We start from the raw sequence: 17,481 nt of genomic DNA on the forward strand, positions 1-17,481 counted from the left end.
CAACAGTGCATATCGCAAAAATAATAATTAACCAGGACGCGAGCATTACCATGGATAACCACGAGTCCGCACCACTCAATTCCACCACCGACTGGCCGCGCCGCAGTGTGCTCAAGGCGGGTGCCGTCGCGATCGGCGTCGGGCTTCTGGGGCGTTTTGCCGATACCCGCGCGCAGGAGCTTGCGGCCAGCGACTACCAGTCAATGGATGCCTGGGCCATGAGCCAGGCCGTCCGCAGTGGCGAGTTGCGTGCCGAAGATCTGTTGGCGGCGGCGCTGTACCGTTGCAACGAGGTCAATGCCAAGGTCAACGCCGTGAACATGCTGCATGAGGCCTACGCACGCACTTTGCTGGCGCAGCGCCGCGCTGCCGGCACCCACAACCAGGGCCCCCTCGCGGGTGTGCCGTTGCTGTTCAAGGACCTGAACACTTCGCTGCAGGGTACGATCACCAGTAACGGCAGCCGATTGTTCAAGGACTCACCACCCTCTGCCCGCACCAGTACCCTGATCGCCCGCTACCAACAGGCGGGGGCGGTGCCGTTCGGCAAGACCGCGTCCCCTGAGTTCGGCTTGACCACTACCACCGAATCCCTGGCCTGGGGCCAGACGCACAACCCCTGGAACCTGGCCATGAGTGCCGGCGGCTCTTCCGGTGGCTCGGCTGCTGCAGTGGCGGCGGGGATTGTGCCCGTGGCGCATGCCACCGATGGTGGCGGTTCGATCCGGATTCCGGCTTCGTACTGCGGCGTGGTCGGGCTCAAGCCCAGCCGTTATCGCACCCCCAGCGGACCGCTGCATTTTGAAAGCGCATTTGGTGCCAGCGTGGCCAATGTAGTGTCGCGCACCGTACGCGATACCGCGCTGTTTCTCGATGCGGGCCAAGGACATGAGGCGGGCAGTGCTTATTGGTGCCCGCCGCTGATTAGGCCCTATGTGGAAGAACTTCAGCGCGATCCGGGCAAGCTGCGCGTGGCCGTGGTGCGTCAATCACTGACCGGTGCGCCACTGGAGCCGGCAATTGCCGCCACTCTCGAACAGACCATCAGGCAACTGCTCGCCCTTGGGCATGAGCTTGAGGAACTGAACCTGGACGTCGATCCGCGCCAGTTGTTCGGCGCCCATGGCACGGCGCTTGGTACGGCATTACGGGTGCAAATTCACGATCGTGAACAGGTACTTGGGCGGGCGGTGACTGCCGAGGATCTGGAGAAGGTCACCCTGGTCAACCTCAATCGCTCCAAAGGCACCAGCGGTGAAGACCTGTTCCGCGCGCGGCAAGCGTTTGAAAGTGTCAGCGCCACCATGGAACAGCACTTCGAGCGGTTTGACGTGATCCTGTCACCCGTCACCGGCAGCCTGACTCCCAAACTCGGCCTGCTGTCCCTTGACCAACCCTGGGACAGTTACGCCTACCACGCCATGGGCAGCGCCGGTTTCACTGTGGTGGCCAACGTCAGCGGCCAGCCAGCCATTTCCCTGCCTCTGGGCCAGAGCGACACCGGCTTGCCGGTGGGCATGATGTTCACCGCGCGCCTGGGCGGGGAGGACGTTTTGCTGCGCCTGGCCAGCCAGTTGGAGCAGGCCCACCCATGGGCCGGCAACCGCGCCACTGTTTGATCCAAACCCCGCTGCGTCGACAGCGGTTTTTTTCTGACCTCAGCTAATGGCATAACAACAATGACGGCTCAAGTTCAGTCTCAAACCCACTACGACGTAATCGTCGTCGGCTCGGGCGCAGGTGCGATGACTTCGGCGGTGTTCCTCGCCGACCAGGGTTTAAGCGTACTGATAGTGGAAAAAAGCAATCAGTACGGCGGCACCTCGGCGATCTCCGGGGGTGGCATCTGGATACCCAATAACCACTACTTTTCCCGCATGAGCGGCAACGACAGCTATGCCTCGGCGCTGACCTACCTGAAAGCCGCAGCAGGCGAACATGTGGATGAGGTGCGTCTGCGTGCCTACCTGGACAATGCGCCGAAGATGATCGAAGCGCTCACTCGCATCAGTCGGGTGCGCTATGCGGTTGCAGCCAAATACCCTGATTACTATCCGCACCTGCCGGGCTCGCTTGCTGGCGGGCGAACGCTGGACCCGGAACTGTTCGACACCAGCCTGTTGGGCGACGAACTGGTGAATTTACGCAAACCGTCGCCTTCCACCCTGTTGATGGGATGCATTGCCTGGACTGCGCGAGACGCGCACAAGGTCATGGCGCGCAGTTTCGGCTGGCGCCTGCTGATCATGAAATTGATGCTGCGTTACAAGCTGGACTTCAGTTGGCGGCGCAAGAGCAAGACCAAAATCGATCGTCGCGCCTCCCTGGGCAGTTCGCTGGTGGCTTCGTTGCGCCGCTCGCTGATGGACCGCAACGTACCGCTGTGGCTCAACACCGATTTTTCCGCGCTGATCACCGACAACGGGCGGGTGACCGGCATCACCGTGCAGCGTGACGGCAGCGAACGGCAATTGCATGCGCGCCACGGCGTGATTCTCGCCTCCGGCGGTTTCGAACAAAACCAGGAGTTGCGCGATCAGTATCTGCCCAAGCCAAGCCGCAAGGCCTGGAGCGCGACGCCGCCGGGCAACAACACCGGCGCGGCGCTCATCGCCGGCATGCAGCAAGGGGCGGCTACGGCGCTGCTGGATTGGGCCTGGTGGGCGCCGACCATTGCCGTACCCGGGGAAGACAAACCTCGGGGGATTTTTGCCGAGCGCGCGTTCCCTGGTGCGATCGTGGTCAACGGCCTCGGTCAACGCTTTGTCAACGAAGCGGCACCGTACCTGGAGTTCGTCGATGCGATGCATCGGGATAACGGGATGACCGGCGGAAAGTCGGTGCCGGCCTGGGTGATCTTCGATGGCCATTTCCGGTTCAACTATGCCATGGGGCCGTTGATGCCCGGCCAGATCATGCCCGACAGCCGCCTGCGCAAGGAGTGGCTGAACAACCTGTACTGGAAGGCCGACACCCTGGCGGGCCTGGCCCGACAGATCGGCGTTGACAGTGCGGGTCTGGAAGCCACCGTAAACAAGGTCAACGGCTACGCGGATTCAGGCGTGGACCTCGACTTCGCGAGGGGCGGCAACGTGTTTGACCGTTACTACGGCGACAGCAACATCAAACCCAATCCATGCCTGGCGCCGCTACGCAAGGGGCCGTACTACGCCATGCGCCTGGATGCCGGGGACATTGGCACCAAGGGCGGTTTGCTGACCAATGAGCATGCTCAGGTGGTCCGCGAAGACGGCACGGCCATCGCCGGGTTGTACGCCATCGGCAACTGTTCGGCGTCGGTGATGGGCACCAGCTATCCGGGCGCCGGCGGCACGCTGGGCCCGGCGATGACCTTCGCTTATGTCGCTGCCAACCACTTAGCCCGCAAGTCCTAGGAGTGCCGATGTCCATGTTCGATGACCTCCCCAGCACCGATGTGTTGCCGCCCTTGCAAGTAGCCGAGGGCGAAAGCGTGCACTGGGACGATCACTGCGATGTGCTGGTCGTTGGCTGGGGCGCGGCCGGTGCCTGCGCCGCACTGGAAGCTCGCGCCCAGGGCGCCGATGTACTGATCGCCGACCGTTTCACCGGTGGCGGCGCCAGCGTCAAGAGCGGCGGGGTCGTGTACGCCGGTGGCGGCACCCGTCATCAGCAGGCGGCTGGCTTCAACGACAGTCCTGAAGCGATGTTTGATTATCTCAGGCACGAAACGCAAAACGTAATCAGCGACGATACCCTGCGACGGTTCTGCGCCGATAGCGTCAGCAATCTTGAATGGCTGGAAAGCCACGGCGCCCCCTACGCACACCAGATGCCGCCGGGAGGCAAGACGTCATACCCGCAAGACGGCTATTTCCTGTACTACTCGGGCAATGAGTTGGTGCCCGATCATGGTGGTCCCTTGCCTCCCGCACCACGCGGTCATCGCACCGTCGGCAAAGGCCAGGGCGGAGCAGTGCTGTATTCCCATCTGAAGGCCGCGTGCCTGAAAGCCGGGGCTCGTCCTCTGCTGCACGCGGCGGCGCGACGGCTGGTGACCAATAAGCAGGGGCGTGTGCTCGGTGTCGAGTTCTGGTGTCTGCCCGAAGGCAGCAAAGAAGCGCAGCTGCATGCACGACTGGCGGCCCGGGCCGAACGATTGCAGAACTTCGCGCCAGGCTATTGCAACAAACTGCGGGTAAAGGTCTGCCAGCTCGAACGCGATTTTGCCCGTCCACGGCGGGTGCAGGCGCGCAACGCAGTGATCCTGAGCACCGGCGGCTTTATCTTCAATCGCCAGCTGCTTGAGCAGCATGCGCCGAAGTTTCGGCGCAACTTCAAGGTCGGCGCCACCGGCTGCGATGGCAGCGGTTTGCGCCTGGGTACCAGCGTCGGCGGCCAGGGGCACGGGCTGGAACGGGTATCGGCATGGCGCTTCCTCAACCCGCCCTACAGTTGGCAAAAAGGTATTGTGGTCAACCGCGAAGGTCGGCGCTTCTGCAATGAGGAAGTGTATGGCGCCACGTTGGGTCAGCCATTGATGGAAGAGCAGGGCGGCAAAGCCTGGCTGGTGCTGGATGCGCCCTTGCGCAAAAAAGCCATCCGAGAGGCGCTGTTCGGTGGCTATTGGTGGTTCCAGAGTTTCCCAGCCTTGGCGCTGATGCTGTTCAAAGTGTGCAAGGGCAAGAGCCTGAGCGAGTTGGCCAGCGCCACTTCAATGGATGCGGCGGTGCTGCGTGAGTCGGTGCTGGCGGCCAACGCCGCCGCCCGTGGCGAGGCGCCGGAGCCGTTTGGAAAATCCGAAGGCGGGCGCCAGGTGCTCAATCAGGGGCCCTTTTATGCCTGCGATATTTCGGTGACCAACCCGGTGTTTCCGCTGGGCGCGTTGACCCTCGGCGGGCTGCGGGTGGATGAGCGCAGCGGCGCCGTACTGGACGAGCAAGGCCAGGCCATCGCTGGTTTATACGCGGCCGGACGCGCTGCACTGGGGATTCCTTCGCACTTGTACATCAGCGGTCTGTCCCTGGCTGACTGCGTGTTTTCCGGCCGGCGCGCCGGTCGAGCTAGCGCGCTCCGACAGTCTGGTGACGACTAATCAATGCCCTTCGAATTGTGCCGGGCGTTTGTCGATAAACGCCTGCATCCCTTCTTTCTGATCCCGCGAGGCGAACAATAGCGCATTGGCCTTGCGTTCCAGCGCCAGGCCAGCTTCGAGCGGTGCATCCATCCCGGCCAGAATCACTTCCTTGATCTGCTCTGCAGCCAGCGCCGGCATTGCAGCGATGACCCGCGCCAGTTCCAGCGCATGGGCCTGTACCTGGTCATCGTCCACCAGATCACTGACCAACCCCGCCACCCAGGCTTCCTCGGCACTGATGGGCTGTCCGGTCAGCGCCATGCGCATGGCCTTGACCTTGCCCACCGCGCGTACAAGTCGCTGGGTGCCGCCGATGCCGGGCATGATGCCGATGCGGATTTCCGGCTGGCAGAAGCGCGCACTGCGCCCGGCGACGATCAGGTCGGCGTGCATCGCCAATTCGCACCCGCCGCCGTAGGCGTAACCGCAGACCGCTGCAATCAGTGGTTTGGGGCAATGCTGGATCGGCCCCCAGACACGTTCGGTGTGTCGCTTGTAGATATCGATGGCGCCGACCCCGGCCATGCTGTTGATGTCGCCGCCGGCTGCGAACACCTTGTCGCCACCGGTCAGCACGATGCAACGCACATCGGGATCAATCGCCAGTTCACTGAAATAACGCGACAGCAGCGCCTGCAACTCCAGGCTCAAGGCGTTGGTCGCCTGCGGGCGATTGAGTCGCAGCAGCGCCACCCCAGGCAGTGGACGTTCGAGCAGAACCGGTGCAGCGGATGAGTCGGACATGGGCAGCCTCGAAGACACGACAAGGTGGGCTCCTACAAAAGAACAATGGCAGTGTCCTGCTCACGGGGATGAATTTTCATCGTCCGTTCAGACGTAGTTTGGCCCGCAGTTCGTCCCTAGAGTGATCCTTGTCAGTAGAAAAGGAGCACATGATGGAGCTGCATTCGGGTCTTGATTACAGCGGCAAGGTGGTGCTGATCACCGGTGGCACCAAAGGCATCGGCGCGGGTATCGCATTGGGGTTCCTGGCTGCGAATGCACGGGTGATCGTTTGTGCCCGGCGTGAACCGGAACAGGTGCCGACACTCGGTGGCAAGCGCGCGACTTTCATCGCTGCCGACGTGCGTGACCACGATTCCCTGCAACGCCTGTTCACCGCTATCGAGCGCGACTTCGGCCGTCTCGATGTGGTGGTCAACAATGCCGGCGGCAGCCCTGCCGCCGAGGCGGCCACGGCCTCTCCGCGATTTCACGAAAGCATCATCGGTCTGAATCTGATCGCGCCGCTCAACGTCGCCCAGCACGCCAACCGGCTGATGCAGGCCCAGGGGCAGGGCGGCTGCATCGTCTTTATCGGCAGCATCAGTGCGCTGCGTTCCTCGCCGGGCACCGCCGCGTATGGCGCGGCCAAGGCTGGGGTGTTGGCGTTGGTGCAATCGTTGGCGGTGGAGTGGGGGCCGAAGGTGCGGGTGGTCACGGTCAGCCCGGGATTGGTGCTGACCGAACAGGCGCACCTGCACTACGGCACAGAGGCCGGCATAGCCGCCGTCGCGGCGGGTATTCCGGCTGCACGCATGGCAGTGGCCGAGGACATCGCCAATGCCTGCCTCTTCATCGCATCACCGCTGGCCAGCTACGCCAGTGGCTGCAACCTGCTGTTGCATGGCGGTGGTGAACGCCCGGCATTCCTCGGTGCCGCGCTTCTGCCCACCTGATCGACCTATTGCGGCGACCGGTTTCGGTGGCCGCCTTCAATGTGAAGGAGACGACTTTGGCTGATCCACAACTGCTATCCGATGCGCGCGCCCTGGTGGGGCGCCAATACGGCCGCGTGTACGCCTGGGATGAGGTCAACGCGCCGATGATTCGCCAATGGTGCGAAGTCATGGGCGTGGACAACCCGGTCTACACCGATCGCGATTTTGCCCTGGGCACCGCGCATGAAGGGCTGATCGCGCCGCCAGCAATGTTGCAGGTATGGACCATGGAAGGTTTGCACGCCAACAACTATCCGCCGGGCTCAACTGACGAAAACCCGTATGAAGTGCTCAAGATCATGGAAGCGCACGGCTACCTGTCCACGGTGGCCGTGAACTCCGAGCTGACGTTCAACCGGCCGCTGCGCGTCGGGGAAAAGCTTTACTACACGACGCGTCTGGACGCGGTCAGCGATGAGAAAACCACCGCTCTGGGCACCGGTTTCTTCGTCACGCTGGTCATGAGCCATTTCGTCGAAAAAGCCACTGGCGACGAACCCGTGGGCGAGTTGCTGTTTCGGGTGTTCAAGTTCCGTGCGGCCAATGCCCAGGCGCCCACCAAGGTGGAAACCGCAGCGGTCAAAGCCAAGCGTCCGCTGCCGGGTATCAGTGATGACACGCGGTTCTTCTGGGAGGGCTGCGCCAAGGGGCAATTGCTGATCCAGCGCTGCACCGCCTGCCAGACCTTGCGGCATCCACCGGCGCCGGTGTGCATCGACTGCCACAGCTTCGATTGGGACACCGTGCAGGCCAGCGGCCGCGCCTCGTTGTATTCGTTCGTGGTGATGCATTACCCCGAAGTACCGCCGTTCGATTACCCGAACCCCATCGGTCTGATCGAGTTGGCTGAGGGCGTGCGCCTGATCGCCGGCCTTGTGGGTATCGAGCGCGCCCAGATCCGCATCGGCCAGCCATTACAGGTCGAGTTCCAGACCTTCGATGATCAGTTGACCCTGCCGATGTTCCGGCCGGTAGAGGCATAGGAGCCACTATGGATTTCGAATTCAGCGAAGACCAGCGCGCCATTGCGCAAATGGCCGACGGACTGTTTGTCGACCATTGCCATGACGACTACATGCGCCAATGGGACACCAGCGGTGAACCGATGATGGCGCCCCTCTGGGCACTGTGCATCGAGACCGGGCTGCATGCCTTGGCCATTCCCGAAGAGCACGGCGGCAGCGGGCTCGGCATGACCGATCTGATGCTGGTGTTGCAGGCCCAAGGCAAAGCCCTGGCTCAGGTGCCGTTGTGGCGTCATCAATTGGCCGCCGCGACGCTGGCCCGTTTCGATGCCAGCGACAGTTTAGGCTGGGTCGCCAAAGCGGCCTCCGGCGAGGCGCTGTTGAGCCTGTCTCTCGATGGCTTGAACAGTGCGCTGGGCATTGAGTTGCTGGCGCACTCGACGGCCGAAGGCTGGACGATCAGCGGCCGGGTTGCGGCGTTGTCGCTGGGGGATCAGTCCCGGGCCGCACTGGTGTTGGTACAGGCCGAGGGCGTTCCGCGTCTGTTGCTGCTGGACCTGTCCGCGCCCGAGATTAAACGGATCTCGGCGGTGCTGACCCACGGCGAAGCAGTCACCGATCTGCGCATAGAAGGTTTGACCGTGGACGCTGCGGCACTGTTGCCGACCGAGGCGGTCGCCTGGCTGGAACTGCGCAGTGTGGCGGCGCTGGCCGCCCTGCAGTTGGGGGTCAGCGAAGAGCAGATCCGCCGCACGGTGTTGTATGTCAGCGAGCGCCAGCAGTTCGAGCGCAGCATCGGCAGTTTTCAGGCTGTACAGATGAGCATGGCCGACAACCATATCGCCGTTGAAGCCTTGCGCACAGCGCTGTGGCAACTGGTCTACCGCATCGATGCCGGTTTGCTCGCGCCCTGCGAAGCGATGGCCACTGCCTGGCTGGCCTGTGAAGCAGGGCACCGCATCGGCCATCTCGCGCAGCACGTGCATGGCGGCATCGGCGTCGACCTGACGTATCCGATCCACCGTTTTCTCTACTGGAGCCGTGGCCTCGGCCTGGCCTTGGGTGGTGCGGCGGCAAACCTGGAACGGCTGGGCGACTGGCTCAACGATAACGACAAGCTGGGATGGAAATATGACCTCGAAGAACACCAAGCGCTTTGACGACGTGCGCCCCGGCGAAGCTTTGCCGGAGCTGGCGGTGCCGGTCACGGTGACCCTGATCAACGGCGGTGCGATTGCCACCCGTGATTACTTTCCTGGGCACCACGACGCAGAGGCTGCACGTACCCTGGGCTCGCCCCATGTGTTCATGAACATCCTCACCACCAACGGGTTGGTTCAGCGTTTCATCGAGCAATGGGCCGGGCCGCTTGCGCAGTTCACCGCGCTGAAAATCAAGCTCGGTGCGCCGAATTATCCCGGCGATTGCATGACCTTCAATGGCAGCGTCACCGGTGTTGATGCGGACACCCGCTCGGTGGAAATCACCTTGAGCGGCAAAAATTCCATGGGCAACCACGTGACCGGTACGGTCACGCTGGTCCTGCCCTGACAGCCGGAGATACACAGATGACTGATTCATCGATTTCCGGGCGTGCCGCAATCGTTGGTCTGGGCGCGACCGAATTTTCCAAGAACTCCGGACGCACCGAATTGCGCCTGGCCCTGGAGGCCACCCTGAGCGCGCTCAAGGATGCCGGCATCGATCCAAGTGAGGTCGACGGCTTCAGTTCCTACTCGGTGGACAAGGTGCCGGAATACGAAATTGCCCGCCTGCTCGGTTGCAAGGACGTGAAGTTTTTCTCGCAAGTGCCCCATGGCGGTGGCGCCGCCTGCGGGCCGGTGATGCACGCGGCCATGGCAGTGGCGACGGGGGTGGCGAAGGTGGTCGTGGTCTATCGCGCGATGAACGAGCGCTCGTGGTATCGCTTTGGCACCGGCGCCTACGGCTTCGCCTCGACGCCGACCTTCGATAACGTCAACTACGGCTGGTACATGCCCCATGGTTTTCATACGCCGGCAGCCTGGGTCGGGATGTTCGCCCAGCGCTATATGCACACCTATGGCGCCACCAGTGAAGACTTCGGCCGGATTGCCGTGGCAGCGCGGGATTTTGCCGCGACCAACCCCCAGGCGTTTTTCCACGGCAAGCCCATTACCCTCGAAGAACACCAGGCCTCGCGCTGGATCTGCGAACCGTTGCACCTGCTCGATTGCTGCCAGGAGTCCGATGGCGCCGTGGCGCTGGTCATCACCTCTGCCGAGCGTGCGCGTGACTTGCGGCAAAAACCGGTGACCATCAAGGCGGGCTCCCAGGGCATCAGCCATGGCCAGCAAAGCATGACTTCGTTTTATCGCGAGGATATTACCGGGCTTCCGGAAATGGGCGTGGTTGCTCGCGAGCTCTACCGCCAGTCCGGCCTTGGCCCCGAGTCCTTCCAGACCGCCGTGATCTATGACCACTTCACCCCGTTTGTGTTGCCGCAGCTGGAGGAATTCGGCTTCGTCAAACGCGGCGAAGCCAAGGAATTCATCCGCGCCGGACACCACGCCCGTGGCGGCAAACTGCCGATCAACACCCATGGAGGACAACTGGGCGAAGCCTATATCCATGGCATGAACGGCATCGCCGAAGCGGTGCGCCAGGTGCGCGGTACCGCGGTCAACCAGGTGGCGGATGTAGAGAATGTACTGGTTACCGCCGGTACCGGCGTACCCACCAGCGGCCTGATACTCGGCGCAGCCTAAGGAGCAGACCATGTTCGTTGACCTCACCCCCGAACAACATGCCCTGCGCCTCAAGGTGCGGGATTACTTCCAGGCTTTGATGACCCCAGACAAGCGCGACGAATTGCGCGGCAAGGAAGGCGGCGAGCTGTTTCGCCAGACCATCCGCCAGATGGGTCGCGACGGCTGGCTCGCGGTCGGCTGGCCCAAGGCCCATGGCGGTCAGGGTTATGCCGCCACCGAACAGCTGATCTTCTTCGAAGAGGCCAACATTGCCGGGGCGCCGCTGCCGTTCGTGACCATCAGCACCGTCGGCCCGGCATTGATGACGCACGGCAGCGAGTTGCAGAAAGAACGCTTCCTGCCGGGCATCGCCGCAGGCGAGATCATGTTCGCCATCGGCTACTCCGAACCGGGTGCGGGCAGCGATCTGGCGGTGCTGAAAACCAGTGCTCGTCAGGACGCTGAAGGCTTTGTGGTCAACGGCAACAAGCTGTGGACCTCAGGTGCCGAATCTGCTGACTTCATCTGGCTGGCAGCCCGTACCGACCCAACCCAGGCGCGGCACAAGGGCATCTCCGTGATGATCGTCGATACCACGATGCCGGGCTTCTCTCACACCCTGATTCGCACCGTCGGCACTCCAACTGCGGCCACTTACTACGACAACGTGCGTGTGCCCCAGGAAATGCTGGTGGGTGAGTTGCACGGTGGCTGGAAGCTGATCACCTCGCAATTGAACCACGAGCGCCTCGGCCTGGGCACTTGGTCGGACAAGGTTGTGGCGCTGTTCCGCCGGGTCTATCTGTGGGCGCGGGCCCGGGATGAACAGGGCCGTCGAGCGATGGATAAAGCCTGGGTGCGCAGCTCCCTGGCCGAGTGTTACGCACGCCTGGAGACCATGCGCTTGATCAACATGCGCATCGCCGCCGACCTCGAGCTCGACCGCATGAGTGTCGCGCTGAGTTCGACCACCAAGGTCTACGGCTCCGAGTCGGCCATCGAGATCCTGCGCAAGCTGTCGGCGATCGTCGGTGCCAATGGCGCGATGCGCAGCGGTTCGGCGGCGACGCTGTTGCAGGGTGACCTGGAATACGAAACGCGCTCGTCCACGACCCTGACCTTTGGCGGCGGCACCAATGAAATCCAGCGCGAGCTGATCGCCCAGTTTGGCCTTGGCATGCCGCGCACCCAGCGCTGACGTTCGTCCATCAAAAACAACAACGCACTCGCCCCGAATCCGGGGCGAGTCGAAGGGGACTTTCATGAGCACTATCGAGCAATTCCGCCAGGACACCCGTGCCTGGCTGGAAGCTAATTGCCCGCCGTCGATGCGCACTGGCATGGCCGAAGGCGATGTGGTGTGGGGCAGCCAGAACCCGCAGTTTCCCTGTGAGGACGCACGCCTGTGGTTTGAACGCATGCGCGACAAGCGCTGGTTCTGCCCCGAGTGGCCCGAGGAGTACGGCGGCGCCGGACTGAATGACCAACAGGTGGCTGTGCTGGAAAGCGAAATGCGCCGCATCAAGTGCCGGCCGCCGCAGATCAGCCTCGGTGCCTGGATGCTCGGCCCGGTCTTGTTGGCCTACGGCAGCGAGCAGCAGAAACGTGATCTGCTGCCGCCTATCGCACGCGGTGAAGTGCGCTGGTGCCAGGGCTTCTCCGAGCCGAACGCGGGGTCCGACCTGGCCAGCCTGAAAATGGCCGCCCGCGATGCCGGTGATCATTTCGTGGTGGACGGCAGCAAGATCTGGACCTCCTACGGCGACAAATCCGACTGGATGTATGCCTTGGTTCGGACTGATTTCAGCATGCCGAAACATGAAGGCATCAGTCTGATCGTGCTGGACATGCGCAGCCCTGGGGTCAAGCCGCAGCCGATCGATCTGATCAGCGGCAAATCGGCGTTCTGCCAGGTGTTCTTCGACGGTGTGAAAGTACCCAAGAGCCAGTTGATCGGGCCGTTGAACGGTGGCTGGAACCTGGCCAAGTACCTGTTGCAGCACGAACGCAAGGCGATGTCGAAATTTGGCGAATTCAGCCTGCCATCGCATGTCGATCTGCCTGGGCTGATGCGCGAGTACATACCGGCGCCACAGAGCCAGAGCGAACACGCATTGCACGCACGGGCGGCGGCATGCGCAATGAACGAGCATGCCTACAACCTGACCGTGCAGCGCATGGGCGAGGAGGCACGGGCCGGTGATGACATCAGTGGCCTGATGTCGATCATGAAGTATGTGCATACCGAACAGGAGCGCGACAAATTCGAAGTGCTGCTCGATGCCATGGCCGGGCATGCCCTCGGTTGGGACAACGAAGTGTTCAGCGAACAGCAGCTGACGGTGTCCCGTTCCTGGTTGAACAGCTATGCGCTGACCATTTCCGGAGGGTCCTCGGAAGTCCAGTTGAACGTCATCGCCAAGCGCGTGCTGGGCTTGCCCGACGCAAAAAAAGGAGTCAACCCATGAGCCTGCGTTATAGCGATGAACAGCGTTTGCTGGCCGACAGCGCCCGGGACTTCCTGGCTGCCCGCAGCCCGGTCAGCGCCCAGCGGCGACTGCGTGATGAGCCTGCGGCCCCCGGCTTCGATCCGCAAGTGTGGCGTGACGCCGTTGAGCTGGGTTGGAGCGCGATCCCGTTTCCCGAAGACTTCGGCGGCCTGGATTTCGGTTGCCAGGGCCTCGGTCCGATCTTCGAGTCCATGGGGCGTAACCTGTCGGCTACTCCGTTGTTGTCCAGCGTAGTGCTCGCCGGTTCGCTGGTGCACCTGGCGGGAAACCCGGCACAGCAGGCGCACTGGTTGCAAGCAATCATCACTGGCGAACGGCGCCTGGCGCTGGCGGTGGACGAGCGTGCCCGTCACGCCCCGAGTCGCGTCGCGCTTGAAGCGGTGGCCAGCGCTGACGGTTATCGCCTGCAAGGTGACAAATTCTGGGTGGTCGATGGTCTCGGGGCCGATGCCTATGTGGTGGCCGCACGCACCTGCGGGCAACCGGGTGACACGCAAGGTATCAGCCTGTTCCTGGTGCCGGCCAATGCGCCGGGTTTGACGGTGAGTGCCTTGCCGCTGATTGATTCGCGCAATTGCGCACGCCTGCAACTGGATCAGGTGCAAGTGGGCGGCGAAGCCTTGCTCGGCACCTTGGGCGATGGCTGGGCTGCACTCGAAACCGCGCTGGATCGTGGCCGCACCTGCCTGGCAGCGGAACTGCTGGGGATGGCCGAGCAGCTGTTCGAGACCACGCTGGATTACCTCAAGACCCGCGTGCAGTTCGACACGCAGATTGGCACCTTCCAGGCCCTGCAGCATCGTGCCGCAAAGCTTTACATCGACCTGGCGCTGAGTCGCAGTGCGCTGATGGCTGCGCTGGCGACGCTTGATCAGGCTGAGCAGGATGCCAGCACCCGTGCTCGACTGGTCAGCCTGGCGAAATGGAAGGCCGGCGACACAGCCATCAAAGTGGCCAACGAAGCGGTGCAGATGCACGGCGGGATTGGTGTCACTGATGAACTGGATGTGGGCCTGTACCTCAAGCGTGTGCGCGTCGCCCAGAGCTGCCTGGGTGACCGGGATTTCCATTGCGAACGCTATTGGGCCAACGCTTAAAAGCACTGCTGCTGTCCTGTGGGAGCGAGCCTGCTCGCGATGGCGGCGTGTCAGTCGACATCAATATTGACTGACACGCCGCCATCGCGAGCAGGCTCGCTCCTACAGAGAGGGCGCTACACCGGTTGTCCTGGAGAAAACAAACATGAGCATTGAACGCTGGCAAACCGCGTGGCGCGATCTGATCGCCCCCGGTGCGCCGTTTGAAATGGTGACGCCTGATGACGGCCAACCACGCTATTTTCGTCACGCTGCCCACGACCTGCTGCAGGTGCTGGACGCCGGGCGTGTCCATGGCGAGCGCGAATTCCTGGTCTGGCAAACGCAGCGCCTGACCTTCAACCAATATTACGAGCAGGTAGATCGGCTCGCCGAGCAGATGGTCGTCCGTTTCGGCGTGAAACCCGGCGAGCGGGTGGCGATCGCCATGCGCAACCAGCCGGCGTGGCTGGTGGCCTTCGCGGCGATTCTGCGCTGCGGTGCGGTGTGTGTGCCGCTCAACAGCTGGGGGCTGCGCGACGAGTTGCAATACGCGCTGCAGGACAGTGGTGCGTGCCTGCTGCTGTGTGACGAAGCGCGTCTCGACACCTTGCGCGAAGACCTGGCCCGTGAGCAGCAGGCGACGATTGTCGTCGGCAGCCAGCAAGCAACGTTGCCCGAATACTGCCTGCCTTACGAAGACGTGATCAACGCTCCGGCATCACCGCTTCCTGCCATGGAAATCGACCCGCACTCGCCGGCAATGATCCTATACACCTCGGGCACCACCAGTCGCGCCAAGGGTGCAGTGTCCTCGCACCGGGCCATCTGCCAGGCGCTGTGTGCCCTGGAATTCCAGAGCGCGTTTTGCGCCATGAGTTCACCCGAACGCATTGCTGCGGTGATCAACAGCGGCTTCGCGCCTACCACCCTGGCGGCTGTTCCGCTGTTCCATGTCAGCGGCTTGCATGCGCAGTTCCTGTCGGCGTTGCGCGCAGGTCGGCGGTTGATGCTGATGTACAAGTGGGACGTTGAACAGGCTGTCGATCTGATTCGCGACGAGCGTTGCACTCAGTTCAACGGCGCACCGGTAATGATGCAGCAATTGCTCGCCTCGCCGCGGTTTGCCACTGAGCAGACCGCCAGTCTGTCCGGCCTGGGTTTGGGCGGCGGAGCGTCGTCCGCCGGCGTGCTCGACACCATGCTCAGGCTGAAACCCGAGGCCATCGGCGGCGTTGGTTACGGCTTGACCGAAAGCAACGGCATAGGCGCTGCGCAGGGTGGCGATCAGTTCGCGTACAAACCCGCGACCTGCGGTTGGGCGTTGCCGATTGTTGATATTCGCATCGGCGAAAGCCCCGATCAGCCACAGCCAGTCGGCACTCGCGGGTTGATCTGGCTGCGCTCGCCGACCCTGATGAGCACCTACTGGAATCTGCCCGAAGCCACCGCGCAAAGCCTGCGCAACAGCTGGCTCGACACCGGCGATATCGGCTACCTCGACGACGAAGGGTTCCTCAGCATCACTGGGCGGATCAAAGAGTTGATCAACCGCGGTGGCGAAAAGATCTCCGCCGCTGAAATCGAAACCTGTGTCCTCGATATGCCAGGCGTCCTGGAAGCGGCCGCATTCGCCATTGCCGACCCACTGTTGGGTGAAGTGGTGGGGCTGGCCGTCCATGGCCAGGCTTCATCGCTGCCTCAGGAGGTGCAAGTTTGCGCGTTCATCGCCGAGCGCCTGGCCGGCTACAAAGTGCCGGCACGGGTGTATCGCTCACTCGAACCCCTGCCACGCAATGCCACCGGCAAGGTGCTCAAGGCACAACTGCAGGGAAAGTTGGGCGCATAGCGACTGGGTAGTCTTTCCGGACGATGTCGGGGCCGGCAGAACACGAACAATGGCTTCAAACCATAAAGCCTTATCAGCGAAGGAGGCATCACATGAAAATAACAAGAACTGGTCTCATGCTCACGGTCGCAGTCACAGCCAATAGCGGGCTGATGGGTTATGCGCACGCTGAGGTGTCACCCCAGGAAGCCGCCAAACTGGGCAAGGAGCTGACCTGTGTCGGCGCCGAGCAGGCAGGTAACGCCGCAGGTACTATTCCGCCGTACACCGGCAAGTATCTGGGAGAAGTGCCGGGCTGGAATCACGTGAAGTTTTCCGGCGACCAGCCGGTGGACCCCTACGCGTCAGAGAAGCCGATTCTGGTCATTACTGCGGCCAACATGAGCCAATACGAGTCGCACCTGACCGAAGGTCAGAAAGCGCTGCTGAAGAAATACCCGACCACCTACAAGATGAACATTTACCCAGGACATCGGGATTTCCGCTACCCGGATTATGTGTGCCGCCGCGCGATGGACAACGCCCTGCACGCCAAGCTGGTCAACGACGGGGAAGGTTTCACCGGGATGGGCCAGGTGCCGTTCCCGATCCCCAAAAACGGTACTGAAGTGTTGTGGAATCACCAACTGCCGGCGCGAGCCTATACCGAGGAAAAAACGTCCGACCTGGCCTCGGTCCTGCCTAACGGCAGCATCGGCTGGGGACGTGCCTACGCTCGTAACCTGTCGATGGCCAACTCACCCAACAACGACCCCCGGACCGAAGACAAGCTTTCGGCCATGAGCAACAACATGACCCTGAAGCCGGCCCGTGACAACGGTACTCTCAGCATTGCCCATGAACCCTACAACTACGGCACGGATGCGCGTCAGGCCTGGTCCTACAGCCCGTCGACCCGGCGCGTGCGGCAACTGCCTGGCTATGGTTACGATCAGCCAATGATTGGCACCAACGGCACCATGACCGTTGACGAAGATCGCTTGTTCAACGGCTCACCGGAGCGCTACACCTGGAAACTGATCGGCAAGCGCGAGATCTACACACCGGCGAACGCGTTCAAGGCCAACACTGCGGCCGTCAAGTACGCTGACATGCTGACGCCTAACCATCCCAATCCGGACTTCATGCGTTATGAGTTGCGCCGCGTGTGGGTACTGGAGGCCGACTTGAAGGAAGGCTATCGCCATGTCTATGGCAAGCGCGTGATGTTCATTGACGAAGACACCTGGCACGCGGTCATGGCCGACAACTACGATGCCCGTGGGCAGCTGTGGAAACATGCCATGGTCAATTACTACTACCACCCTGACATGAGCGGCTGGCAGGCCGGTTCACAGTTCTTCATGGACCTGAACTCCGGCCAGTACACCGGCTACGGCATGACCAACGAATCGAAGAAAGGCCCGATTCTCAACGAAGGCAAGTTCACTCCCGACCAGTACACCGCCGATGCGGCACGTGCGATAGGGCGTTAAGCGCTTTCAGTACTCACCAAAAGCAAAAGCCTCGCCGGTT

At 62.4% G+C, this 17,481-nt stretch carries 14 protein-coding genes; 13 read left to right on the forward strand and 1 reads right to left on the reverse strand.

Annotation, left to right across the window (positions count from 1 at the left end):
• The first annotated feature begins 50 nt into the window (after positions 1-50).
• Genes ACYZTK_RS24400 through ACYZTK_RS24410 form a run of 3 tightly spaced genes read left to right on the forward strand, consistent with a single transcriptional unit; the run spans position 51 to position 5,074 of the window.
• Entirely contained in the window at positions 51-1,619 is a 1,569-nt protein-coding gene (locus ACYZTK_RS24400) for an amidase (RefSeq protein ID WP_462012160.1), read from the forward strand.
• A gap of 60 nt (positions 1,620-1,679) precedes the next feature.
• The gene (locus tag ACYZTK_RS24405) at positions 1,680-3,395 is read left to right on the forward strand and encodes an FAD-binding protein (protein WP_462012161.1); all 1,716 of its coding nucleotides are present in this window, start codon (positions 1,680-1,682) and stop codon (positions 3,393-3,395) included.
• Positions 3,396-3,403: 8 nt separating this feature from the next.
• Positions 3,404-5,074, forward strand: a complete 1,671-nt coding sequence (locus ACYZTK_RS24410) for an FAD-binding protein (RefSeq protein ID WP_462012162.1) — start codon at positions 3,404-3,406, stop codon at positions 5,072-5,074.
• On the opposite strand, the gene ACYZTK_RS24415 is transcribed toward ACYZTK_RS24410, so the two are convergent.
• Complete coding sequence (locus ACYZTK_RS24415) at positions 5,075-5,860, reverse strand: enoyl-CoA hydratase (RefSeq protein WP_462012163.1); 786 nt, start codon at positions 5,858-5,860, stop codon at positions 5,075-5,077.
• Between the two features lie 152 nt (positions 5,861-6,012).
• On the opposite strand from ACYZTK_RS24415, the gene ACYZTK_RS24420 reads away from it, so the two are divergent.
• From ACYZTK_RS24420 to ACYZTK_RS24465, 10 genes are all read left to right on the forward strand, one after another.
• Positions 6,013-6,795 carry an SDR family oxidoreductase gene (locus tag ACYZTK_RS24420; protein WP_462012164.1) on the forward strand — a complete coding sequence of 261 codons (783 nt, stop codon included), beginning with the start codon at positions 6,013-6,015 and terminating at the stop codon, positions 6,793-6,795.
• A gap of 56 nt (positions 6,796-6,851) precedes the next feature.
• Complete coding sequence (locus ACYZTK_RS24425) at positions 6,852-7,820, forward strand: bifunctional MaoC family dehydratase N-terminal/OB-fold nucleic acid binding domain-containing protein (RefSeq protein ID WP_462012165.1); 969 nt, start codon at positions 6,852-6,854, stop codon at positions 7,818-7,820.
• A gap of 8 nt (positions 7,821-7,828) precedes the next feature.
• A complete protein-coding gene (locus ACYZTK_RS24430; protein ID WP_462012166.1) occupies positions 7,829-8,962 on the forward strand; it encodes an acyl-CoA dehydrogenase family protein in 1,134 nt (377 codons plus the stop codon).
• Positions 8,934-9,353 (forward strand): MaoC family dehydratase, encoded by a 420-nt coding sequence (locus ACYZTK_RS24435; protein WP_462012167.1) that lies wholly within the window; start codon positions 8,934-8,936, stop codon positions 9,351-9,353. Before ACYZTK_RS24430 ends, ACYZTK_RS24435 begins: the two co-directional genes overlap by 29 nt.
• A 17-nt stretch (positions 9,354-9,370) precedes the next feature.
• Positions 9,371-10,549, forward strand: coding sequence for a lipid-transfer protein (locus ACYZTK_RS24440; RefSeq protein ID WP_462012168.1), 1,179 nt, complete (start codon positions 9,371-9,373; stop codon positions 10,547-10,549).
• Positions 10,550-10,559: 10 nt separating this feature from the next.
• Positions 10,560-11,729, forward strand: a complete 1,170-nt coding sequence (locus ACYZTK_RS24445; RefSeq protein ID WP_462012169.1) for an acyl-CoA dehydrogenase family protein — start codon at positions 10,560-10,562, stop codon at positions 11,727-11,729.
• 64 nt (positions 11,730-11,793) lie between these two features.
• Entirely contained in the window at positions 11,794-12,999 is a 1,206-nt protein-coding gene (locus ACYZTK_RS24450; RefSeq protein WP_462012170.1) for an acyl-CoA dehydrogenase family protein, read from the forward strand.
• Complete coding sequence (locus tag ACYZTK_RS24455) at positions 12,996-14,138, forward strand: acyl-CoA dehydrogenase family protein (protein ID WP_462012171.1); 1,143 nt, start codon at positions 12,996-12,998, stop codon at positions 14,136-14,138. Before ACYZTK_RS24450 ends, ACYZTK_RS24455 begins: the two co-directional genes overlap by 4 nt.
• Before the next feature lie 145 nt (positions 14,139-14,283).
• Positions 14,284-15,966: a class I adenylate-forming enzyme family protein gene (locus tag ACYZTK_RS24460; protein ID WP_462012172.1), complete on the forward strand. Its 1,683-nt coding sequence runs from the start codon at positions 14,284-14,286 to the stop codon at positions 15,964-15,966.
• A 92-nt stretch (positions 15,967-16,058) separates the two neighbouring features.
• Positions 16,059-17,441, forward strand: coding sequence for a DUF1329 domain-containing protein (locus ACYZTK_RS24465; RefSeq protein WP_462012173.1), 1,383 nt, complete (start codon positions 16,059-16,061; stop codon positions 17,439-17,441).
• The last annotated feature ends 40 nt before the right edge of the window (positions 17,442-17,481 follow it).

The organism is Pseudomonas sp. LB3P31, assembly GCF_054897945.1.